The organism is Streptomyces sp. NPDC056600, assembly GCF_042792855.1.
In the GTDB taxonomy this organism is placed as follows: domain Bacteria; phylum Actinomycetota; class Actinomycetes; order Streptomycetales; family Streptomycetaceae; genus Streptomyces.
Window position 1 is genome coordinate 169,111 of record NZ_JBHTVQ010000001.1, and the last position, 22,748, is coordinate 191,858.

General features: G+C 76.7%; 19 protein-coding genes and 1 pseudogene. 17 read left to right on the forward strand and 3 right to left on the reverse strand.

All coding sequences use genetic code 11. The features are described from left to right. Positions 1–58: 58 nt before the first annotated feature. On the reverse strand, positions 59–1,777 hold the full coding sequence (locus ACFRAV_RS00810) for a PucR family transcriptional regulator (protein ID WP_382550091.1): 1,719 nt from the start codon (positions 1,775–1,777) through the stop codon (positions 59–61). A gap of 265 nt (positions 1,778–2,042) precedes the next feature. On the opposite strand from ACFRAV_RS00810, the gene ACFRAV_RS00815 reads away from it, so the two are divergent. From ACFRAV_RS00815 to ACFRAV_RS00830, 4 genes are read left to right on the forward strand one after another with little or no spacing between them, the layout of a single operon-like run. Next, on the forward strand, positions 2,043–2,933 hold the full coding sequence (locus ACFRAV_RS00815) for an FAD binding domain-containing protein (protein ID WP_382550093.1): 891 nt from the start codon (positions 2,043–2,045) through the stop codon (positions 2,931–2,933). Beyond that, entirely contained in the window at positions 2,933–3,421 is a 489-nt protein-coding gene (locus ACFRAV_RS00820) for a (2Fe-2S)-binding protein (protein ID WP_351117199.1), read from the forward strand. The genes ACFRAV_RS00815 and ACFRAV_RS00820 overlap by 1 nt, the downstream gene beginning before the upstream one ends. Next, positions 3,418–5,910, forward strand: coding sequence for a xanthine dehydrogenase subunit D (gene pucD / locus ACFRAV_RS00825; protein WP_382550096.1), 2,493 nt, complete (start codon positions 3,418–3,420; stop codon positions 5,908–5,910). Before ACFRAV_RS00820 ends, pucD begins: the two co-directional genes overlap by 4 nt. Before the next feature lie 29 nt (positions 5,911–5,939). Continuing rightward, positions 5,940–7,076, forward strand: a complete 1,137-nt coding sequence (locus ACFRAV_RS00830) for an XdhC family protein (protein WP_382550098.1) — start codon at positions 5,940–5,942, stop codon at positions 7,074–7,076. Here the strand turns inward: ACFRAV_RS00830 and ACFRAV_RS00835 are convergent. Together ACFRAV_RS00835 and ACFRAV_RS00840 are read right to left on the reverse strand one after the other, a co-directional pair. Continuing rightward, positions 7,021–8,403 carry a chloride channel protein gene (locus ACFRAV_RS00835; RefSeq protein WP_382550100.1) on the reverse strand — a complete coding sequence of 461 codons (1,383 nt, stop codon included), beginning with the start codon at positions 8,401–8,403 and terminating at the stop codon, positions 7,021–7,023. The genes ACFRAV_RS00830 and ACFRAV_RS00835 overlap by 56 nt on opposite strands. 99 nt (positions 8,404–8,502) lie before the next feature. Beyond that, on the reverse strand, positions 8,503–8,922 hold the full coding sequence (locus tag ACFRAV_RS00840) for an SRPBCC family protein (protein WP_382550102.1): 420 nt from the start codon (positions 8,920–8,922) through the stop codon (positions 8,503–8,505). 133 nt (positions 8,923–9,055) lie between these two features. On the opposite strand from ACFRAV_RS00840, the gene ACFRAV_RS00845 reads away from it, so the two are divergent. From ACFRAV_RS00845 to ACFRAV_RS00905, 13 genes and pseudogenes are all read left to right on the forward strand, one after another. After that, positions 9,056–10,045, forward strand: coding sequence for an NAD-dependent epimerase/dehydratase family protein (locus tag ACFRAV_RS00845; RefSeq protein WP_382550104.1), 990 nt, complete (start codon positions 9,056–9,058; stop codon positions 10,043–10,045). A 264-nt stretch (positions 10,046–10,309) separates the two neighbouring features. Beyond that, positions 10,310–11,935, forward strand: a complete 1,626-nt coding sequence (locus ACFRAV_RS00850) for a carbamoyltransferase (protein ID WP_382550106.1) — start codon at positions 10,310–10,312, stop codon at positions 11,933–11,935. Beyond that, positions 11,932–12,990 (forward strand): glycosyltransferase family 2 protein, encoded by a 1,059-nt coding sequence (locus ACFRAV_RS00855; RefSeq protein ID WP_382550108.1) that lies wholly within the window; start codon positions 11,932–11,934, stop codon positions 12,988–12,990. Before ACFRAV_RS00850 ends, ACFRAV_RS00855 begins: the two co-directional genes overlap by 4 nt. Then, positions 12,987–13,547, forward strand: coding sequence for a D-glycero-alpha-D-manno-heptose-1,7-bisphosphate 7-phosphatase (locus tag ACFRAV_RS00860; protein WP_382550110.1), 561 nt, complete (start codon positions 12,987–12,989; stop codon positions 13,545–13,547). The genes ACFRAV_RS00855 and ACFRAV_RS00860 overlap by 4 nt, the downstream gene beginning before the upstream one ends. Further along, positions 13,544–14,548, forward strand: a complete 1,005-nt coding sequence (locus ACFRAV_RS00865) for a glycosyltransferase family 9 protein (RefSeq protein ID WP_382550112.1) — start codon at positions 13,544–13,546, stop codon at positions 14,546–14,548. Before ACFRAV_RS00860 ends, ACFRAV_RS00865 begins: the two co-directional genes overlap by 4 nt. Further along, positions 14,545–15,495, forward strand: coding sequence for a glycosyltransferase (locus tag ACFRAV_RS00870; protein ID WP_382550114.1), 951 nt, complete (start codon positions 14,545–14,547; stop codon positions 15,493–15,495). The genes ACFRAV_RS00865 and ACFRAV_RS00870 overlap by 4 nt, the downstream gene beginning before the upstream one ends. Then, complete coding sequence (locus tag ACFRAV_RS00875; protein ID WP_382550116.1) at positions 15,492–16,733, forward strand: glycosyltransferase; 1,242 nt, start codon at positions 15,492–15,494, stop codon at positions 16,731–16,733. The genes ACFRAV_RS00870 and ACFRAV_RS00875 overlap by 4 nt, the downstream gene beginning before the upstream one ends. Then, positions 16,733–17,512 carry an SIS domain-containing protein gene (locus ACFRAV_RS00880; protein WP_382550118.1) on the forward strand — a complete coding sequence of 260 codons (780 nt, stop codon included), beginning with the start codon at positions 16,733–16,735 and terminating at the stop codon, positions 17,510–17,512. The genes ACFRAV_RS00875 and ACFRAV_RS00880 overlap by 1 nt, the downstream gene beginning before the upstream one ends. Continuing rightward, positions 17,505–19,049, forward strand: a complete 1,545-nt coding sequence (rfaE2, locus tag ACFRAV_RS00885) for a D-glycero-beta-D-manno-heptose 1-phosphate adenylyltransferase (protein ID WP_382550120.1) — start codon at positions 17,505–17,507, stop codon at positions 19,047–19,049. The genes ACFRAV_RS00880 and rfaE2 overlap by 8 nt, the downstream gene beginning before the upstream one ends. After that, positions 19,046–19,984 (forward strand): annotated as a pseudogene (locus ACFRAV_RS00890) (glycosyltransferase family 9 protein); the annotation flags it as partial. The gene rfaE2 and the pseudogene ACFRAV_RS00890, both read left to right, overlap by 4 nt. Positions 19,985–20,193: 209 nt before the next feature. Continuing rightward, positions 20,194–21,084, forward strand: a complete 891-nt coding sequence (locus ACFRAV_RS00895) for a glycosyltransferase family 2 protein (RefSeq protein WP_382550122.1) — start codon at positions 20,194–20,196, stop codon at positions 21,082–21,084. Continuing rightward, complete coding sequence (locus tag ACFRAV_RS00900; protein ID WP_382550125.1) at positions 21,081–21,989, forward strand: glycosyltransferase family 2 protein; 909 nt, start codon at positions 21,081–21,083, stop codon at positions 21,987–21,989. The genes ACFRAV_RS00895 and ACFRAV_RS00900 overlap by 4 nt, the downstream gene beginning before the upstream one ends. Next, positions 21,986–22,726 (forward strand): histidine phosphatase family protein, encoded by a 741-nt coding sequence (locus tag ACFRAV_RS00905; protein ID WP_382550127.1) that lies wholly within the window; start codon positions 21,986–21,988, stop codon positions 22,724–22,726. The genes ACFRAV_RS00900 and ACFRAV_RS00905 overlap by 4 nt, the downstream gene beginning before the upstream one ends. The last annotated feature ends 22 nt before the right edge of the window (positions 22,727–22,748 follow it).

Consider the following 22,748-nt stretch of genomic DNA (forward strand, 5'->3'; position numbering starts at 1 on the left):
GTGAAACATTTCACAAAGTGGCCGGACCCCGGGTACCCCGGGCCGGATACCGCCCAGGTCAGCTCATCCGCAGGGCAAGGAAGAAGTCGAGCTTGTCCTCCAGCCGGGAGAGGTCACGCCCCGTCAACTGCTCGATGCGGCCCACCCGGTAGCGCAAGGTGTTGACGTGCAGGTGGAGACGGGCGGCGCACCGCGTCCACGAGCCGTCGGCCTCCAGGAACGCCTCGAGTGTCGGGATCAGCTCGGCCCGGTGGCGCCCGTCGTACTCCCGCAGCGGGTCCAGCAGCCGGGCGGTGAAGGCGCGCCGCACGTCGTCGGGGACGAACGGCAGCAGCAGCACGTGCGAGGCCAGCTCCTGGTGGCCGGCCGCGCAGACCGCGCCGGGCCGCGCGGCGGCCACCCGGCGGGCGTGCCGGGCCTCCTCCAGCGCCCCGCGCAGTCCCTCCGCGCTGTGCACGGCGGCGCTGACGCCCAGCGTCACGCGGCCCTCGTCGCCCAGACCGGCCGCCAGCGGCTCGCGGACCGCGGCCAGCAGGGACTCGGCCGACAGGCCCTCCGGCCGCCGGTCCGCCGCACCGGTCTCCTCGGCCACGCCCCGGGCCTCGTCGCCAGAAGGCGGCAGCGGCACCAGGGCGACCGCCTCCTCCCCGGCGACCGCCACGGCCAGCCGGTCGGACGGCTCGGGCCCGGCCGCCGACGGGTCGGCCAGCAGCTCCTCCAGCAGCGCCTGCGCCCGGCGGGCGCCCTCGGCGCCCTCCTCGGCCCCCTGCCACTCGACGCGGGCCACCACCACCTGCCAGTCCGGGGCGGCGTCCAGGCCCGGCAGCAGCACCGGGGCGGCCACCCGCAGGCGGGCCGCGATCTCGCCGGGAGCGGCGCCCGCCTGGACCAGCTCGAGCAGCTCCTGGGCCAGCCTGCGGCGCACCGTGCGCCCGGCCTCGCGACGCTCGCGTTCGACGGCCACCAGCTGGGTGACGCCGTTCACCAGGTCCAGCCGGGCGTCGGGCCACTCGGCGGCGTCGGCCTGGACGGCGAGCAGCCAGTCGGCGAGGGCCGGACCGGCCGGGGCGGCCTCCCGGCGCGCGGGCCGGCCCGACCGCTCGGCGGCGCGGACCGGGAAGAGCGAGTACGTCACCCCGGCGGCCGTCACCCGATGGGGTGCCCGTCGTCCGGCGCGCGCGGCGGCCAGGTGTTCGGCGGCCAGCCGGGTGCGGACCTCCGGGGCGAGCGAGGCGCCGGCGTCCTTGGGGCCCGCGATCAGGCGGCCGGCCGGGGAGAGCACCCAGGCCCGCAGGTCGAGGTCCGAGCCCAGCAGTTCCAGCACCACGTCCGGGCCGCCGCCGGCCGGGCCCGCCGTCATCATCCGGCGGTGGCGCTCCACGACAGCCGCCAGATCCCCGGCCCGCTCGCCCGACACCTGACGCACCACGTGCTCGGTGATGCTCGCGAACGCAACGGACTCGTCCACCGCGAACAGCGGCAGCCGGTGCCGGGCGCACGCCTCGACCACGTCGTCCGGGATGCCCGCCAGTTCGGCCTCCCCGGCCCCGAGGGCGGCGACGCCCGCATCGGCGAGAATCCGGACGAACCGTTCCGAGTCGGCCGGCTCGTGACGCCAGGCGAGACCGGTCAGGACGAGCTCCCCACCTGCGAGGTAGCGGCTGGGGTCCTTCAGGTCCGTGGTCATGACGCCGCGCACCGCGCGGTCCAGCTCGTCCTCGCCGCCGAGCAGCCGCAGGCCGAGCCCGGGGGTGTCCAGCAGTGCGCGGAGCCGCATTCCAGTCGCCGCCGTTCCGGTCTCGAAGTCGTGGGGCAGGCGAGCCCGCCGTGTTCCCGTACGGAAACGCACGGATCGCACGGACCCCTCTTTCATACGAATCTACAAGATGGAAGTCCTGGCCAGCGAATTCCTTCGTGTCTTCGGCGACTGACCCGACCGGGTGAGGGGGCGGTGTACTGGCCGGACCGAGCGTCAACACGTATCGGACCACCCCTTCGCGCCACGGGGCGTGGACCCGCAGTCCAGGAGGAGCGGCCCAGGCATGGAATTCCTACGACCGGCCGGCTGGGAGGAGGCGCTCGCGGCGAAGGCCGAGTACCCCGACGCCGTGCCCCTCGCCGGCGGGACCGACCTCATGGTCGAGCTGAACTTCGGCCACCGCCGCCCCGAGCGGCTGCTCGACCTGGGCCGGATCGCCGAGCTGACGGAGTGGGAGACCGACGGGGACGCCGTCCGGCTGGGCGCCGGCGTCTCCTACACGCGGATCATGGAAGGGCTGCGGCCGGAGCTGCCCGGCCTCGCGCTCGCCTCGCACACCGTGGCCTCCCCGCAGATCCGCAACCGCGGCGGCGTCGGCGGCAACCTGGGCACCGCCTCCCCGGCCGGCGACGCGCACCCGGCCCTGCTCGCGGCCGGCGCCGAGGTCGAGGCCGTCTCCGCCCGCGGCACCCGCCTGATCCCGATCGACGACTTCTACCTGGGGCCCAAGCGCAACGCGCTCGCCCCCGACGAGCTGATCCGCGCGGTCCGCGTACGGCGGGCGGACGGCCCGCAGCAGTACGCCAAGGTGGGCACCCGCAACGCCATGGTCATCGCCGTGTGCGCCTTCGGCCTGGCGCTGCACCCGCACACCCGCTCCGTGCGCACCGGCATCGGCTCCGCCGCCCCCACCCCCGTGCGCGCCCGCGAGGCCGAGGAGTTCCTCTGCGGGGTGCTGGAGGAGGAACGCTGCTGGGAGAGCGGGCGCGTGATCCCGCCCGCGGCCGCGCGGCACTTCGCCGACCTGTGCGCCGCCGCCTGTTCACCCATCGACGACGTCCGCGGCACCGCCGCCTACCGCCGCCGCGCGGTGGGCGTGCTGGCCCGCCGCACCCTGGGCTGGGCCTGGGAGGAGTACCGCGGGAGCGCCCGCGCCACGGAGGGAGCCGCATGATGCGCGTCCGGATGACGGTCAACGGCCGCCCCCGGGAGGCCGACGACGTCTGGGAGGGCGAGTCGCTGCTCTACGTGCTGCGCGAGCGGCTCGGGCTGCCCGGCTCCAAGAACGCCTGCGAACAGGGCGAGTGCGGCTCCTGCACCGTCCGCCTGGACGGGGTGCCGGTCTGCGCCTGCCTGGTCGCCGCCGGACAGGCCGAGGGGTGCGAGGTGGTCACCGTCGAGGGCCTCGCGCCGGAGGGTGAACTGTCCACCGTGCAGCGGGCGTTCGTCGACGCCGGGGCGGTCCAGTGCGGCTTCTGCACGCCGGGGCTGCTGGTCGCCGCCGACGACCTGCTGGACCGGAACCCGAAACCCGCCGACGCGGACATCCGCGAGGCGCTCTCGGGCAACCTGTGCCGCTGCACCGGGTACGAGAAGATCATGGACGCGGTCCGGCTGGCCGCCGCCCGGCGCTCCGCCGAGCCGGAAGGGGACCGGGCATGAGCGACAGCACCGACCCGCGCGGCACGACCGGCCTCACCGGCCGGGGTCCGGCGCCCGTCATCCCGGGGGTGCGCTCGGAGCTCGGGCCGCGCGGCCCGCTGGCCGGGCTGCCCACCCGCTTCGCCCGGCGCTCCGGCAACGCGGGCGGCGTCGGCGAGTCGGTGCTGCGGCCCGACGGAATCCTCAAGGTCACCGGGGAGTTCGCCTTCTCCTCCGACCTGTGGCACGAGCACATGCTGTGGGGGCACCTGCTGCGCTCCACGGTGGCCCACGCCGAGATCCTCTCCGTGGACGTCTCCGAGGCGCTGGCCACCCCCGGCGTGCACGCCGTGCTCACCTACGACGACCTGCCCACCGAGGTGCGGCACTACGGGCTGGAGATCCAGGACACCCCCGTCCTCGCCCACCGCCGGATCCGCCACCACGGCGAGCCGGTCGCGGCCGTCGCCGCCGACCACCCCGAGATCGCCCGCCGCGCCGCGGCGAAGATCAAGGTCGAGTACCGCGAACTCCCGCTGATCACCGACGAGGAGAGCGCCACCGCGCCCGACGCGGTGCTGATCCACGAGGACCGCACCGACCACCACGCCCCGCACGTCCCGCACCCCAACGTCGTGCACCGCCAGCCGATCGTCCGCGGCGACGTCGAACAGGCCGCCGCCCGCGCCGACTTCACCGTCCGCGGCGAGTACGAGTTCGGGATGCAGGACCAGGCCTTCCTCGGCCCCGAGTCGGGCATGGCCGTCCCCGCGGAGGACGGCGGCGTCGACCTGTACGTGGCCACACAGTGGCTGCACGCCGACCTCCGGCAGATCGCGCCCGTCCTCGGCCTGCCCGAGGACAAGGTGCGGATGACCCTGGCCGGCGTCGGCGGCGCGTTCGGCGGGCGCGAGGACCTGTCCATGCAGATCCACGCCTGCCTGCTCGCCCTGCGCACCGGACTCCCGGTGAAGATGGTCTTCAACCGGTACGAGTCCTTCTTCGGCCACGTCCACCGCCACCCGGCCCGGCTGGTCTACGAGCACGGCGCCACCAAGGACGGCAGGCTCACCCACGTCCGCGCGCGGATCGTGCTCGACGGCGGCGCCTACGCCTCCTCCTCCCCGGCCGTGGTCGGCAACGCGGCCTCGCTGGGCGTCGGGCCCTACGAGGTGGACGCCGTGGAGGTCGAGGCGCTCGCCCTCTACACCAACAACCCGCCCTGCGGCGCGATGCGGGGCTTCGGCGCCGTGCAGGCGTGCTTCGCCTACGAGGCGCAGATGGACCGCCTCGCCGACGCGATCGGCATGGACCGGGTCGAGTTCCGGCAGCGCAACGCCATGACCCAGGGCTCGGTGATGCCCACCGGACAGGTCGTCGACTCGCCCGCGCCGGTGGCCGAACTGCTGCGCAGGGTCAAGGAACTGCCGCTGCCCGAGGAGCGGCCCTGGGAGACCGGGGCGGGCCCGGTCGACGTGCGGGCGCTGCCCGGCGGACTGTCCAACACCAGTCACGGCGAAGGGGTGGTGCGCGGCGTCGGCTACGCCGTCGGCATCAAGAACGTCGGCTTCTCCGAGGGCTTCGACGACTACTCCACGGCCCGGGTGCGGCTGGAGGCCGCCGGGGGCGAGGCGGTCGCCTCGGTGCACACCGCGATGGCCGAGGTCGGCCAGGGCGGCGTCACCGTCCACGCCCAGATAGCGCGCACCGAGCTGGGCGTCTCCCAGGTCACCATCCACCCGGCCGACACCCGGGTCGGCAGCGCCGGATCCACCTCCGCGTCCCGGCAGACCTACGTCACCGGCGGCGCCGTGAAGCGGGCCTGCGAGCTGGTGCGCGAGAAGGTGTTCGAGCTCGGCCTGGCACGGTTCGGCACCACGCGGCCCGGCTGGGCGTCCGACGGGTCCACGGACGGGCTGCGGCTGGAGGGCGGCGAGGTGGTCGCCGCAGACGGCACCGCGCTGGCCACCCTGGCGGAGATCCTCGGTGACGAGGTGGTCGAGGTGGAGACCGAGTGGCGCCACCGGCCCACCGAGCCGTTCCACCGGCACACCGGGCAGGGCGACGGCCACGTCCAGTACTCCTTCGCCGCGCACCGCGCCGTGGTTGACGTCGACGTCGAACTCGGACTGGTCAAGGTGGTGGAGCTGGCCTGCGCCCAGGACGTGGGCAAGGCCGTCAACCCGCTCGCCGTGGTCGGCCAGATCCAGGGCGGCAGCACCCAAGGGCTGGGGGTGGCGCTGATGGAGGAGATCGTGGTCGACCGGGCCACCGGACTGGTCCGCAACCCCTCCTTCACCGACTACCTCATCCCCACCATCCTCGACACCCCGCCGATGCCGGTGGAGGTGCTGGAACTGGCCGACGCCAACGCCCCCTACGGGCTGCGCGGGGCGGGCGAGGCGCCCACCCTGTCCTCGACGCCGGCGATCCTGGCCGCGGTGCGCGCCGCGACCGGCCTCGACCTGCGGCGGGCGCCGGTCCGGCCGGAACACCTCACGGACGGGTAGACGTCCGCCCGGCGGAAAGGAGAGCGGCCATGCTGGACATCGCGCGGGAACTGCACGGCTGGATCGGCCAGGGCCGTGACTTCGCCGTCGCCACCGTGGTCGCCGTGGGCGGCAGCGCCCCCCGGCTCCCCGGGGCGGCGCTGGCCGTGGACCGGGACGGCGAGGCGGTCGGATCGGTCTCCGGCGGCTGCGTCGAGGGCGCCGTCCACGAGCTGTGCCTGCGGGCGCTGGAGGACGGCCGCACGGTGCGCGAGAGCTTCGGCTACGCGGACGCCGACGGGATCGCGGTCGGTCTGACCTGCGGCGGGACCGTCGAGGTGCTCGTCGTCCCGGTGCGCGTGGGCGACGCGGTGCGCCCGGTGTACGCGGCCGCCGTCGCCGCGGCGCGGCGGCGCGAGCCGGCCGCCGTGGCGCGGATCGTGGAAGGTCCCGCCGAACTGCTCGGCCGCGCCCTGCTCGTCGGCGCGGACGGCGCCGTCTCCGGCGGCTTCGGCCGGGGGAGCGACCTCGACCGGACCGTCGCCGAGCAGGCCGAGGCCCTGCTGGACGCCGGGCGCGACGCCTCCCTCATCGAGATCGGAGAGCAGGGCTCGCGGTGCGGAGCACCGCTCTCGTTGCTGGTGGAGACCTCGGCGACGCCGCCCCGGATGATCGTCTTCGGCGCGGTCGACTTCGCGGCCGCCCTGGTGCGCGCGGGCCGGTTCCTCGGCTTCCACGTCACCGTCTGCGACGCCCGCCCCGTCTTCGCCACCGTGAGCCGCTTTCCCGAGGCGGACGAGGTGGTCGTCGACTGGCCCCACCGCTATCTGGAGAACACCGTCGTGGACGCCCGCACCGCCCTGTGCGTGCTCACCCACGACCCCAAGTTCGACGTGCCGCTGCTGACCGCGGCGCTCGGCCTGGACGTCGCCTACGTCGGCGCGATGGGCTCCCGCCGCACCCACCTGGACCGCCTGGCGCGCCTGCGCGAGGAAGGCGTGGACGAGCAGGCACTGGCCCGCCTGCGGTCCCCCATCGGCCTCGACCTCGGCGCCCGCACCCCCGAGGAGACGGCCCTGTCCATCGCGGCCGAGATCGTCGCCTGCCGCCGGGGAGGCACCGGCGTGCCCCTCAGGGGCGGTGAGCTCCCGATCCATTCCCGGTCGTCCGCCCCAGCGCCTGGGTGACGACCACCGACACCACCGCCGCCAGTACGATCAGCGGCGTCTGGTCGTACGCCGCCCGCCCCAGGAGCAGTACTGCCAGCACCGAACTGGTCAGCGGGAGCCCGGTGACCGCGGTCGCCGCCGCCGCGATGCCCAGGGCCAGCGCCGGTGTGATGCCCAGCCCCGGCAGCCCGGAGCAGGCGATGCCGGCGCTCGCGCCCAGCAGGACCGACGGGAAGATCGGGCCGCCGCGCAGGCTGCCGAGGCTGATGCCCCAGGCCAGCCCCTTGAAGAGCACCAGCGCGAGCAGCGCCGCGACCGGCCAGGCGTGCGGACGGCCGGCGAGCTGGGCGAGCGTGGCCTGTCCGGAGAGCGCGGCCTCGGCCGGCGAGCGCCCGGTGACCAGCGCGTAGGCGGCGACGCAGACGCCGACCGCCACGGCGCAGGCGACCACCCGCCAGGCCGCGGGGGCCCCGTGGGCGCTTCCGTTCCAGGCGGCGGCGCGCCGGCCCAGCCGCCGGGCGAGAGTGATCACCACCGCGATCAGCGCGGCCAGCGGCAGGCCCCACAGGAAGTCGCCCGCGTCCGGACCCACCCGGGGCAGGGCCGACGACGGCAGGGTCAGGGCGCCGATCGACAGGCCCGTCCAGCTGCCGAAGCCGGTGAAGACCAGCGCGCCCGTCGCGCTCGCCGTCAGGCAGGGCAGCAGCAGCGCCACCAGCCGGGCGCCGCCGACGCCCGCCGCCTCCACCACCAGCACGGCGGCCACGACCGGCCCGCCGAGGATGGTGGAGATGGCCGCCGTGGAGCCGGTGTTGGCCACCACCGCCGCGGCCTGCGGATCGTCCGTCCCCTTCCGCAGGCGCAGCGCCAGCAGCGCCAGTCCGCTGCCGACCGCCATCAGCGGGGCCTCCGGCCCGAGGACCACGCCCAGCGGGAGGGTGAGCAGCGCGGCCAGCACGACGCCCGGCAGCGCCGCCGGACCGACGGGAGGGCCGCCGAGACCGTTCACCGGCAGATGGCCGCCGCGCCCCGGCAGCCGGGTCACGACCGGCGCCACGATCAGTCCGGCCAGCAGCAGCGCGGGCAGCGGCCACCACCAGGGCGGAGCCGGATGCCCGAGGGCCTCGGGCAGCGAGGTCCACACCCAGTGCTGGAGCTCGTGCTGGAGCGCGACGAAGAAGAAGCAGGCCAGGGCGACCGGCACGCCCAGCAGCGCGGACAGCAGGAGCAGCCGCAGGTAACCCCGGCTCAGCAGGGTCTGCCGCAGCGCCGTCTCCGCGGTGCCGGCGGCGGGCGGGGCCGTCGTGCGGGCGGGTGCGGGGGTCGAGTCCGGGGAAGTGCTCACGTTCTCCTCGGGCGGGTCGCGGGCGCCGGGTGCCAGGGGGTCCCGGACCAGTCAACGCGGCGCCTGCGCGCCCCGCACCCCACGCGCGCCCGGGCGGCGTCACTCCCACCGCAGCAGCCGGTTGAGGGCGCGGCCGAACAGGTGCCGCCCGGCGGCGCGCAGCACGCCGTCGAAGAGGCCCGGCAGGAACCGCAGCCGGACGTCCTCGCGCCACACCACGTGGGCCCGGCCGCCGGGCCCCGGCCGGACCTCCAGTTCGGCCCAGCCCAGCACCACCCGGCCGCGCTTCTCCAGCCGGCAGCGGCCGCCGGCACCCGCCGCCGGCGGGTCCCAGACGGTGATCTCCATCAGGTCGAGGAACCCCACCGGCCCCACCCCCGTCCGGGCCCGCACGAACCGGTCGTCCGCCGTCACCCGGGTGAAGGGGACCGCCTTCCCGTGCCGGGGCCAGTCCGTCACCCGCCGCCACGCCTCGTCGAGGGGCAGCGGCACCGTGCGCTCGATCAGGAATTCGGCCATCCGCCGATGGTAGAGAACCACTGCCCCCCGACCCCGGCATTCGCCCAACCGGGTGAGCCTTCGACATGCGCCGCCCGAAGCGGGTACTCGCGGTGCGCAGTTCCCCGCCGCAGGCGAGAGGAAGGAGAGGCGTATGAGCCGCCCCAACTGGTTCGGCCGACCCCGACGCCCCTGGCGACGCGCCCTGGTCACCGGTGGCGCCGGATTCGTGGGATCCCATCTCTGTGCCCGGCTCGTGTCCGAGGGCACCGAGGTGGTCTGCGTGGACAACCTCTGCACCGGTTCCCGCGCCAACGTGCTGGACCTGGAGCAGGGCAGCGGGTTCACCTTCGTCCAGGGAGACGTCACCGAACCGGGCCTGCTGGCCGACCTGCCGGGCCGGTTCGACCTGGTGCTGCACTTCGCCTGCCCGGCCTCGCCCGCCGACTACCTGCGGCTGCCGCTGCAGACCCTGGAGGTCGGCTCCACCGGCACGCGCCACGCGCTGGAGCGGGCGGGCGTCGACGAGGCCCGCTTCCTGCTGGCCTCGACCTCCGAGGTCTACGGCGACCCCCTGGAACACCCGCAGCACGAGGCGTACTGGGGCAACGTCAACCCCGTCGGCCCGCGCAGCGTGTACGACGAGTCCAAGCGGTTCGCCGAGGCGCTCACCACCGCCCACCGCCAGGTGAACCGCACCGCCGCGGGAATCGTGCGGATCTTCAACACCTACGGCCCGCGGATGCGGACCGGGGACGGCCGCGCGGTCCCCACCTTCATCTCCCAGGCGCTGGACGGCATGCCGCTCACGGTGGCCGGCGACGGCGGGCAGACCCGCTCGCTGTGCTACGTCGACGACACCGTCGAGGGCGTGCTCGCCCTGGCCGCGTCGGAGGAGAGCGGACCGATGAACATCGGCGGCTCCGAGGAGATCACCATGCTGGAGCTGGCCCGCCGGGTGATCGAGCTGACCGGCTCCGGCTCGCGGATCCGTTTCGTCGACCGCCCGGTGGACGACCCGGGGCGGCGCCGGCCCGACACCACGCTGGCCCGCGAACGCCTCGGCTGGCAGCCGCGCACCGGCTGGAGCGACGGGCTCCGGGAGACCATCGGCTGGTTCGCCGGAACGGCCCAGGCGGCCTGAGCCCACCCATGCCGGCGGCCGCCGTGCGCACCACGGACGGCCGTCCGCGCGGTGGGCGCGCCAACCGGGTGACAGCGGTCCGCGCCGGGTTTCGCCGCCCACCGATTCGGCACCCGCCCACCCGCCCCGCCGGTGCGACGCGGGGCCGACCGGGCCCGCCACCACGGCCCGGCGCACGAACCGCATGACCCGCACGAACCGCGTGACCCGCACAGACCGCTCAGACCGCCAGACCCCGACGCCACGTCCGGGACGGAGCACTCCATGCGCATCCTTGGCATCAACGCCCTCTTCCACGACCCCGCCGCCGCCCTGGTGGTCGACGGCCGCACGGTCGCCGCGGCCGAGGAGGAACGCTTCAGCCGACGCAAGCACGGCAAGCGCCCGGTCCCCTTCTCCGCCTGGGAGCTTCCCGAGCTGTCGGCCCGCTGGTGCCTGGAGCACGCCGGCGTCCGCCCCGAGGAACTGGACGCGGTCGCCTACTCGTTCGACCCCCGGCTGGCCCGCCCGGCGGACCGGATGGGCCTGGACGACCCGTGGGACCCGCTGCGCCTCGAGTACGCCCGCCGCGCACCGGAGTTCCTCGCCGAGGCGCTGCCCGGCCTCGACCCCGACCGGGTCGTCTTCGTCCCGCACCACGTGGCGCACGCCGCCTCCGCGGGGCCCGCCTCGCCGTTCCCGGACAGCGCCGTGCTGGTCCTCGACGGCCGCGGCGAGTCCTCCTCCCACCTGGCCGGGCGCTACACCGAGGGCAAGCTGGACGTCCTGGCCACCCAGGCGCTGCCGCACTCCCTCGGCCTGGTCTACGAGGAGCTCACCGCCCACCTCGGCTTCCTGCGCAGCAGCGACGAGTTCAAGGTGATGGCGCTCGCCTCCCACGGGAAGCCGCGCTTCCACAAGCAGCTGCGCGAACACGTCCACGCCACCGGCGACGGCGGTTTCCGCGCCCACGGCGTCGACTGGTCGGCCTACGCCCCGCAGCGCGGCAAGCACGAGCCGTGGACCCAGGACCACGCCGACCTCGCGGCCAGTGCCCAGGCGGTGCTGGAGGAGGTCATGCTGGAACTGGTCCACTGGCTGCACAGCGCCGGCGGCGGCGAGTCGCTCACGCTGGCCGGCGGCGTCGCCCTCAACTGCGTGGCCAACGCGAAGATCGCCGCGATGGGGCCGTTCCGGAACGTCTGGGTGCAGCCCGCGGCCGGCGACGCCGGGACCGCCCTCGGCGGCGCCCTGCACCTCAGCGACCACCCCGAGCCGATGCCCGGCGCCGACCTCGGCCGCGGCTGGACCGACGACGAGCTGCGGGCGATCCTCCAGGAGGCGGCCGTCCCCTTCGAGGAGCCCGCGGACATCGCCGAGACGGTCGCCGAGGAACTGGCCCGCGACGGCGTCGTCGCCTGGTTCCAGGGCCGCAGCGAGTACGGCCCCCGCGCGCTCGGCCACCGCTCCCTGATGGCCCACCCCGGCCGCGCGGAGAACCTCGAACGCCTCAACAGGGTCAAGGGCCGCGAGGAGTTCCGTCCCGTGGCCCCGATGGTCGTCGCCGACCGGGCCGCCGAGATCTTCACCGGGCAGCTGCCCAGCCCCTACATGCTGTTCGTGCACGAGGTCGCCGAGGCCTGGCGCGACCGCATCCCGGCCGTCGTCCACGTCGACGGCACCGCCCGCATCCAGACCGTCGAGGAACGCCGGGAGCCCCTGGTGGCCCGCATGCTGCACGCCTTCGAACGGCGCACCGGCCTGCCGGTGGTGGTCAACACCAGCCTCAACACGGCCGGCCGGCCCATGGTCGACGACCCGCGCGACGCCCTGGAGTGCTTCGGCTCCGCGCCCGTCGACCTGCTGGCCATCGGCCCCTACGCCGTCCGCCGCGCCGGGATGTTCGCATGACGGGCCCCGCCGAGACGCCCGGGACCGGGACCGGGCCCGCCGAGGAGCCCGGCTACGCGGTGGTGATCCCGACCCTGGTCCGCGACACCCTCGCCGACTGCCTGGCCTCCCTGGTCGCCGCCCACGGGCCCAAGCCGGCCGAGATCGTCCTGGTCGACGACCGCCCGGGGACGGTCGCCGACGACGACGCCGCGCTCGAGCACCCACTGTCCGTCCTCGGCGACCTCAGGGCCCGCACCACCGTGCTGCGCGGCGGCGGCCGGGGACCGGCCGCGGCCCGCAACACCGGCGCCCGGGCGGCCGCCGCCCCGTGGATCGCGTTCCTCGACGACGACGTCCAGGTCGGGCCCCACTGGTGCGACCAGATCACCGAGGACCTGGCCACCGCCGAGCCCGACACCGGCGGCATCCAGGGCGTGATCGCCGTTCCGCTGCCCGGCGAACGCCGCCCCACCGACTGGGAGCGCGCCACCGCCTCACTCGCCCAGGCCCTGTGGATCACCGCCGACATGGTCTACCGCGCCGAAGCCCTCAAGCAGGTCGGCGGGTTCGACGAACGCTTCCCCCGCGCCTTCCGCGAGGACGCCGACCTCGCGCTGCGCGTCCTGGACGCCGGCTGGCAGATCCGCCGCGGCCGGCGCACCACCCGCCATCCGGTGCGCCCCGCCGACCGCTGGGTCTCGCTGCGCCGGCAGCGCGGCAACGCCGACGACGCGCTGATGCTGCGGCTGCACGGCGCCGACTGGTGGAAGCAGGCGGCCGCCCCGCGCGGCCGGATCCGCCGCCACCTGGCGGTCACCGCGGCCGGCGCGGCGGCCTGCCTGCTCGCCGCCGCCGGACGCCCGAAGGCCGCCTCGCTGTCCGCCCTCGGCTGGGCGCTGGGCACCGCCGAGTTCGCCTGGGCGCGCATCGCGCCCGGGCCGCGCACCCGCGACGAGGTGGTCACCATGCTGGTCACCAGCGTCCTCATCCCGCCCGCCGCCGTACGCCACCGGCTGGCCGGCCTGTGGCGGCACCGCGACGCCCGGCCCTGGCAGGAGGTGGCCGGCCCGTGACCCCCGCGACCGCCGTCCTCTTCGACCGTGACGGCACCCTCGTCGAGGACGTCCCCTACAACGGCGACCCGGACCGGGTCCGCCCGATGCCCGGCGCCGTCGAGGCACTGGCCCTGCTGCGCGGACGCGGACTGCCCGTCGGGGTGATCAGCAACCAGTCCGGGATCGCCCGCGGCCTGCTCACCCGCGCCCAGGTGGACGCCGTCAACGCCCAGGTGGAGAAGCTCCTCGGGCCCTTCGACGTGTGGGAGATCTGTCCGCACGGCCCGGAGGACGACTGCCTCTGCCGCAAGCCCGCACCCGGCATGGTGGAGACCGCCGCCGCCCGGCTCGGCGTCCCCACCGGACGCTGCGTGGTGATCGGCGACATCGGCGCCGACGTCGAGGCCGCACGACGGGCCGGGGCGCGCGCCGTCCTGGTGCCCACGGCGGCCACCCGCGTCGAGGAGATCGAGACCGCCCCCGCGGTCGCCCCCGACCTGCTGAGCGCGGTCCGGCTGGTGGTCGCCTACCTCGACTGCGCCGGGCAGACGGTCGAGGCGGGGAGGCCCGCATGAGAGCCCTGGTGGTCCGGCTCGACAGCTTCGGCGACGTGCTGCTCGCCGGGCCCGCCGTCCGCGCGGTCGCCCGCCGCGCCGACGAGGTGGCCCTGCTGTGCGGCCCGCGCGGCGAGAGCGCCGCCCGGCTGCTGCCCGGCGTGGACCGGGTGATCGTCTGGGACGCGCCCTGGGTCGGCCTCGAGCCGCCGCCGGTGGACCGCGCCGACATCGCGCGGACCGTCGACCGGATCGCCGCCTTCGGCGCCGACAGCGCGCTGATCCTCACCTCCTTCCACCAGTCGCCGCTGCCCACCGCCCTGCTGCTGCGCCTGGCCGGGGTCGGCCGGATCGCCGCCGACAGCGAGGACTACCCGGGCGCCCTGCTCGACGTCCGCCACCACCGCGCCGGTCACGACCACGAGGCCGAGGCCGCGCTGCGGCTGGCCGAGGCCGCCGGCTTCCCGCCCGCCGAGGACGACGACGGGCGCCTCGCCGTCCTGCCGCCCCCGGAGACCAGCGCGCTCACCGGACCCGAGCCCTACGTCGTCCTGCACCCCGGGGCCAGCGTCCCGGCCCGCGCCTGGGCCCCGGAGCGCTGCGCCGAGGCGGTCCGCGAACTGGCCGCCGCGGGACACCGGGTGCTGGTCACCGGCGGGCCCGGCGAGCGCGAGCTGACCGCCCGCGTCGCCGGACGCCACGGCCTCGACCTCGGCGGCCGCACCGACGCCCCCACCCTGGCCGGCGTGCTCTCCCGTGCCCGGGCCGTGGTCACCGGCAACACCGGACCCGCCCACCTCGCGGCCGCCGTCGGCACGCCCGTGGTCTCGCTCTTCGCCCCCGTGGTGCCCGCCGGACGCTGGCGCCCCTGGGGCGTCCCGCACCTCCTGCTCGGCGACCAGCAGGCGCCCTGCGCCGACAGCAGAGCCCGCACCTGTCCGCTCCCCGGCCACCCCTGCCTGAACACGGTGACCGGGCTCGACGTGCTCGCCGCGGTGGAGAAAGTGATGGTGTCGCGATGAGGATCCTGATCTGGCACGTGCACGGCTCGTGGACGACCGCCTTCGTCCAGGGGCCGCACACCTACGTCGTGCCCGTCACCCCCGACAGGGGCCGGGACGGGCTCGGCCGGGCCCGCACCTTCGACTGGCCGGACTCCGTGGTCGAACTGCCGCCGCGGGACCTGCGGGACGCCGGGATCGACCTCGTCGTCGTGCAACGGCCGCACGAGATCGAGCTGGTGGACCGGTGGCTCGGCCGCCGGCCGCCCATGGTCTACCTGGAGCACAACGCCCCCGACGGCGACGTCCCCGACACCCGCCACCCCGCGGCCGACCTCCCCGGAGTCACCCTCGTCCACGTCACCCACTTCAACCGCCTGATGTGGGACGCCGGTTCCACGCCGACCACGGTCGTCGAGCACGGCATCGTCGACCCCGGACCGCTGTGGACCGGCGAACTCCCGCGCGCCGCCGTGGTCGTCAACGAACCGCTGCGCCGCGGACGGACCACCGGCACCGACCTGCTCCCGCAACTGGCCCACGCCGCCCCGCTCGACGTCTTCGGCATGGGCACCCGCGGCCTCGCCGACGCCCTCGGCGTCGACCCCGAACGCTGCCGCGACCACGAACTCGCCCAGCGCGACCTGCACGCCGAGATGGCCCGCCGCCGCGTCTACGTGCACCCCGTCCGCTGGACCTCCCTGGGCCTCTCCCTCCTGGAGGCCATGCACCTGGGGATGCCGGTGGTCGCCCTCGCCACCACCGAGGTGACCGAGGCGGTGCCCGAGGACGCCGGAGTCGTCTCCAACCGCCTCGACGTACTGGCCGACGCAGTAAGGGAGTTCGTCGCCGTCCCGGACCACGCCCGGGCCGTCGGCGAACGTGCCCGCGCGGCCGCGCTCGCCCGCTACGGGCTGTCCCGCTTCCTCGACGACTGGGAACGGCTGCTGAAGGAGGTGACCCGATGAGGATCGCCATGGTGTCCGAGCACGCCAGCCCGCTCGCCGCGCTCGGCGGACCCGACGCCGGGGGCCAGAACGTGTACGTGGCCCGCCTGTCCGAGGAACTGGCCCGGCGCGGCCACGACGTCACCGTCCACACCCGCCGCGACGACCCCGGCCTGCCCGACCGGGTGCGGATGCCCGCAGGCACCGTCGTCGACCACGTGCCCGCCGGGCCGGCCGAGCCCATCCCCAAGGACGAACTCCTGGCCCACATGCCGGAGTTCGGTGAACACCTGGACCGGGTGTGGGCCCGCGAGCGGCCCGACGCCGTGCACGCCCACTTCTGGATGTCCGGACTGGCCGCCCGCGACGGCGCCCGCCCGCACGGCATCCCCGTCGTCCAGACCTTCCACGCCCTCGGCACCGTCAAGCGCCGGCACCAGGGAGCCCTGGACACCAGCCCCGTCCAGCGCCTGTCGCTGGAGCGCAGGCTGGGCGGCGACTGCGATCGGGTGATCGCCACCTGCTCCGACGAGGTCGCCGAACTCGCCGCCATGGGCGTGCCCGGCGAGCGGGTCTCGGTGGTGCCCTGCGGGGTCGACACCACCGAGTTCCGGCCCGGTCCCGACCTGGCCGGCGCGCCCGCCCGCCGGCACCGGCGCCGGCTGCTGGCCTGCGGACGCCTGGTGCCGCGCAAGGGCTACGACCGGGCGGTGCAGGCCCTCGCCGAGATCCCCGACACCGAACTCCTCGTGGTGGGAGGCCCGTTCGCCTGCCGTACCGAGAACGCCCCGGAACTCGCCGGCGCCGTCCCCGAGGCGGCCCGGCTGCTCGCCCTCGCCGAGGAGCTCGGCGTCGCCGACCGCCTCCGGATGCTCGGCGCGGTCTCCCGCGACCGGATGCCCGCCCTGATGCGCAGCGCCGACCTGGTGCTGTGCACCCCCTCCTACGAACCCTTCGGCATCGTCCCGCTGGAGGCGATGGCCTGCGGCGTCCCGGTGCTCGCCACCGACGTCGGCGGACACCGCGACAGCGTCGCCGACCGCACCACCGGCCGGCTCGTCCCGCCCGACGACCCGGCGGCCCTGGCCCTGGCGGCCCGCGAACTGCTCGACGACGACGCCCTGCGCCGCGCCTACGGCGCCGCGGGCCGGGCCCGCGTGCTGGACCGCTTCACCTGGCGGCGCGTCGCGGACGGCGTCGAAGAGGTCTACCGCCAGGTGGCGGCCGGCCGCGAACTCTCTTCCTCGGAGGTGGCGTGATGGACATGCGACCGGTATCCGCCTCGGGCGGTCACTGCGACGCCCTCGACCAGGCCCTCGGCGAGTTCCGCGCCCGGGCCCCGCACACCGTCGACCGCTGGGGCGAACTGCTCGCCGCCGTCCTCACCGGCGGCGGACGGCTGCTCGCCGCCGGCAACGGCGGCAGCGCCGCCCAGGCACAGCACCTCACCGCCGAACTCGTCGGCCGCTACCGCGACGACCGGCCCCCGTTCTCCGCGATCGCCCTGCACGCCGACACCTCCAGCACCACAGCCATCGCCAACGACTACGGCATCGACGAGGTGTTCGCCCGCCAGGTCCGCGCGCACGGACGCGACGACGACATCCTGATGCTGCTGTCCACCAGCGGCGCCAGCGCCAACCTGCTGGCCTCCGCCGAGGCCGCCCGCGAGTCCGGTCTTCACGTGTGGGCGCTCACCGGCCCGGCCCCCAACCCGCTGGCCGCCGCCGCCGACGAGGTGCTCGCCGTCGAGGCACCGTCCACCGCCACCGTCCAGGAACTGCACCTGGTCGCCGTGCACATGGTGTGCGAGGCGTTCGACGCCGCCCTGGAACGCGGCTGGGGCGCCAAGGGCCGCCGCCGCACCGAGGCCGCCGAGGCGGCCAGAGCCGCCGCGGCCGCCGGGGCCGTCGACGCCGCCCCGGGCCGCACGACCGTGCCCGCCCGCGGCGCCGGCGGAGGCCCGCACGCCCTGCAGGCCGGGCTGATCCGGCGCACCCCCGACGACCTGCCGCGCGGAGGCCGCCGGCATGAGTGAGAAGGTGAGCGCCCCGCTGGTCGTCGTCGGCGACGCGCTGCTCGACCGCGACCTCGCCGGAACCGCCGACCGGCTGGCGCCCGACGCCCCCGTGCCGGTGGTCGCCGACTGCGCCGAACGGCTGCGCCCCGGCGGCGCTGCCCTCGCCGCGTACCTCGCCGCCCAGGACGGCCGCCAGGTCACGCTGATCACCGGGCTCGGCGACGACCCCGCCGCCCGCCGGCTGCGACGGCTGCTGGAACCGGCCGTGCGGGTGATCGCGCTGCCCGTCACCGGCCCGCTGCCGGAGAAGACCCGGCTGCTCGCCCAGCACCGGCCGGTGGCCCGCGTCGACCGGGGCGACGGCCGGGCGGCCGGCGCCACCGAGGAGGCACGGGAGGCGATCCGCCGCGCGCACGCCGTCCTGGTCTCCGACTACGGCCGCGGAGCCGCCGAGGCGCTGCGCGACACCCTCGCCGAGCGGCCGCCCGAGGTGTGGGACCCGCACCCGAGCGGCGCCACGCCCGTCCCCGGGACCCGGCTGGTCACCCCGGCCGAGAACGAGGCCCGCACGTTCACCGGGGGCGGCACGGGGGAGGACCTGCGCACCGTCTCCCGCGGAGCCGCCGCCCTCGTCCGCGCCTGGCAGGCCGCCGCCGTCGTGGTCACCCTCGGCGCGCGAGGCGCCCTGCTGTCCTACGGCGACAACCCGCTGCTCTTCCCCGCGCCCACCGCCCACGCCGGCGACCCCTGCGGCGCCGGCGACCGCTTCGCCGCCACCGCCGCCGGGCACCTCGCGGACGGGGCCCTGGTCGAGGAGGCGGTGGCCCGGGCGGTCGCCGCCGCCACCGAGTTCGTCGCCGCGGGCGCCGCGGGGGCGATCGGCTTCGACACCGCGGACCCGGGCGTGGAAGCCGCCGCGGCGCCCGCCGACGCGGGAGGCACGGCGGAGCGTGCCGTGCCGGGGAGGGTGAGGCGTGCCGCGGGCGGGACGGCGGAGCGTGCCGCGGGAGGGGACGCGGACGGAGCCGCTCCGCGCGTGGGGGGCCGCGCCCCGCGCCCCGTGCCCCCGGTCGGGCCATGGAGCGAGGACCCGTGCGCCCTGGCCGGGAAGGTCCGCGCGGCCGGCGGGACCGTGGTCGCGGCGGGCGGCTGCTTCGACCTGCTGCACGCCGGTCACGTCGGTCTGCTCGAGGAGGCCCGCCGCCTCGGCGACTGCCTCGTCGTCTGCGTCAACTCCGACACCTCGGTGCGCCGCCGCAAGGGCGACGGCCGCCCGGTCAACCCGCTCGCCGACCGGGTCCGCGTGCTCAAGGCGCTGGCCTGCGTCGACGCGGTCGCCGTCTTCGACGAGGACACCCCCGAACAGCTCCTCGCCCGGCTCCGTCCCGACGTGTGGGTCAAGGGCGGAGACTACGCCGGGGCCGACCTGCCCGAGGCGGCCCTGCTCGAGGAGTGGGGCGGCCAGGCCGTCCTGCTGCCCTACCTGGACGGCCGGTCCTCCACCCGCCTCGCCGCCCGGGCCGCCGCCGCACGGGACGCGGGAGGCCCCCGGTGAGCGGCCACCGCGTGCTGGTGCTGCGCGCCCTGGGCCTCGGGGACCTGCTGGCCGGGATCCCCGCGCTGCGCGGCCTGCGCCGGGCCCACCCGGACTCCGAGATCACCCTCGCCGCGCCGGCCGAACTCGGCTTTCTGGCACACGAGTCGGGCGCCGTCGACCGTCTGCTGCCGGCCTGCGCGCCGGGCCGTGCCGTACCCGCCGCCCTCGACTGGGCCGGGCCGCCGCCCGACCTCGCCGTCGACCTGCACGGCAACGGCCCGCTCAGTCACGACCTGCTGGCCGCGCTGCGGCCCGCCCGCCTGTTCGCCTTCGCCCACCCGGACACCCCCGGCGTCGCAGGGCCCCCGTGGTACGCCGAGGAACACGAACGCGACCGCTGGTGCCGCCTGCTCGCCTGGTACGGCGTCCACGCCGACCCCGCCGACCACCGGCTGCCCCGCCCCCAGGCCGCCTCCCCCGCGCCGGGCGCGGTCGTCCTGCACCCCGGCGCCGGCTCGCCGTCCCGCTGCTGGCCCGTCGAGCGGTTCGCCGCCGTGGCGGCCGCGCTGCGGGAACGGGGGCGCCGCGTGGTGGTCACCGGGGGACCGGGGGAGGAGGACCTGGTGTCCGCCGTCGCCGACGCCGCGGGGCTGGACGGCCCCGACCGGCTCGGCGGCGGGATGCCGCTGCGGCGGCTGTCCGCGCTGGTGGCCTCCGCCCGGGCCGTCGTCAGCGGCGACACCGGCCTCGCCCACCTCGCCGTCGCCCACGGCACGCCGTCCGTCACCCTCTTCGGGCCCACCCCGCCCGCCCGCTGGGGGCCGCCCCGCCGGCCCCGGCACCAGGTCCTGTGGCACCCGGGCCCGCCCGGCGACCCGCACGCCCGCCGCCCGGACCCGGGCCTGCTGCGGATCACCGTGGACGAGGTCCTCCGCGCCTTCGGACGGCTGCCGGGGGAGAGGGCCGGGGACACCGCGGAGGCGGCGGCACGGCCCACCGCCGCAGGCCGGGGTTCCCCCGCGGGCGCCGGGCCGCGCACACGTCGCGGACCCGCCGGGCCCTCGGGACCCGCCGGGCCGTCGGGGTCCGCCGCCCCTTCCGGCCCCGCCGCGCCCTCCGGACCGACCGCGCCCTCCGGACCGACCGTGAGCACCGGAACGCCATGACCACTCCGGCAGCGGACGAAGCCCCGGGTCCCGCCGTCGGCGTGGTGATCGCCACCCGTGACCGGCGGGTCAGCCTCGCCCGGACCCTGCGCCGCCTGCTCGCGCTGCCCGACAACCCGCCCGTCGTCGTGGTCGACAACGCCTCCGGCGACGGTACCCGGGAGATGATCGGCCGCGACTTCCCGCAGGTCAGGACCGTCGCCCTGGCCGAGAACCAGGGCGCCACCGCCCGCACCCACGGGGTGCGACTGCTCGACACCCCCTACGTGGCCTTCAGCGACGACGACTCCTGGTGGGAGCCCGGCGCGCTGACCGCCGCCGCACGCCGCATGGAGGCCCACCCGCGGCTCGGGCTCCTCGCCGCCCGCACCCTGGTCGGCCTCGAGGGCGCCGACGACCCCATGAACGAGGTCCTCGCCGGCTCCCCGCTGGGTGCGGTCCCCGACCTGCCCGGCACCCAGGTGCTCGGCTTCCTCGGCTGCGCCGCCGTCACCCGCCGCACCGCCTACCTGGAATCCGGCGGCTACCACCGGGTGCTCTTCTTCGGGGCCGAGGAGACCCTGCTCGCCTACGACCTCGCGGCCCGCGGCTGGGGCGTGACCTACTGCCCCGACGTGGTCGCCCGCCACCACCCCGCCACCGCGCCCCGCCCGCACCGCACCGCCCTTCAGCGGCGCAACGAGGTGCTGACCGCCTGGCTGCGCCGGCCGCTGCCGCTCGCCCTGGCCCGCACCCGCGAACTCGCCGTCGACGCACGGCACGGCGGCCCCGCCCGGCACGCGCTGCGCGGCACGCTGGTGCGGCTGCCGGGCGCGCTGCGGGCCCGCGCACCGCTGCCGCCGCACGTCGAACGGGCCGCCCGGCTGCTGGACGGGGCCCGCGCGTGAACCCTTCCGGAGCCGACCCGCGCGTCAGCGTCGTGATCATCACGCACAACCGGCGCGACGAACTCCTGTACACGCTCGACCGGCTGGCGGAACTGCCGGAGCGGCCACGGGTGATCGTCACCGACAACGCCTCGGCCGACGGCACCGCCGCCGCCGTCGAGCGCCGCCACCCCGAGGTGCGGCTGCTGCGCCCGGGCCGCAACCTCGGGGCCGTGGGCCGCAACCTGGCGGTGCGACACGTCACCACGCCCTACGTGGCGTTCTGCGACGACGACACCTGGTGGGAGCCCGGCTCGCTGCGCGACGCCGCCGACCTGCTGGACCGCTTCCCGGGCGTCGCCGCGGTGACCGCCCGGATCCTCGTGGAGCCGGGAGGGGCCGAGGACCCCATCGTCGCCGAGCTGCGCGACTCGCCCCTGCCGGGACCCGACTGGCTGCCCGGACCCGCGCTGGGCTCGTTCCTCGCGGCGGCGACCGTGCTGCGCACCGACGCGTTCCGGTCGGCCGGCGGGTTCTCGCCGCGGCTCTGGCTCGGCGGCGAGGAGGAACTGCTCGCCGTGGACCTCGCGGCGGCGGGGTGGTGGCTGGTCTTCGCGGACTCCCTCACCATCCACCACCGGGCGTCCGTGGCGCGGGACTCCACGCTGCGGCGCACGCACGGCATCCGCAACACCCTGTGGTTCACCTGGCTGCGGCGTCCGGCGCGCGCGGCGCTGCGGCGCACCCTGCACCTGGCGCGGACCGTGCCGCGCGACGCCGCGTCGCTGCGCGGCTTCGCCCTGGCGGCGGCCGGGCTGCCGTGGGTGGTGCGGGAGCGGCGGGTGCTCCCGGCGGCGGTCGAGTCCCGTCTCGTCCTGCTGGAGGCCTCCCAACGGGCCTCGCGGGCGCGGCAGTACACGGGATGACGGCGGGCGGCGCCAAGGCGCGGGGCGGCCCGGCGCCGCCCTGCGCCCTGGCCGGTCTGTGGGCCGTGCGGCACGGACAGAGCACGGCCAACGTGGCCTTCGCCGCGGCGGAGGCAGCGCACCGCACGGAGCCCGTGCCCGGCCGCGACCGGGACGTCCCGCTGACCGGCCGGGGGGTGGCGCAGGCCCTCGCCCTGGGGACCTGGCTGGCCGGGATGCCCCCCGGAACCGGCCCGGAGCTGGTCGTGTGCTCCCCCTACCTCCGAGCCCGGCAGACCTGGGAGCTGATGACCTCCCGCGCCGCCGAGCTCGGTGTCGCGTCGCCCGACGTGCTGGTGGACGACCGGCTGCGGGACCGGGAGATGGGCGTCTTCGAGCTGCACCCTCCGACCGCGCTGCGCGCCCGGGCCCCGGAGGAGGCGGCCCGCCGGGAGCTGCTGGGGGACTGGTACTACCGGCCGCCCGGCGGTGAGGCGTTCACCGACGTCTCCGTCCGCGTCGGGCAGCTCGTCACCGACCTGGGCCGGGCCGCACCCGGACGGCGCGTCCTGGTCGTCGCGCACGACGGGGTGCTGGTCGCCCTGCGCCATGTCCTCGCCGGCGTCGGGGCCACCTCGCCCGAGTCGCTGCCGCCCGTGCCGAACGCCTCGGTGGCGCACTGGGAGGGCGACGGGCGGCGCCTGCGCCCGACCCGCTGGGGCGACACCGCCCACCTGGACCCGGCGGACCCCGCCTGACGCACCGTCCGCCCTGCCCGCC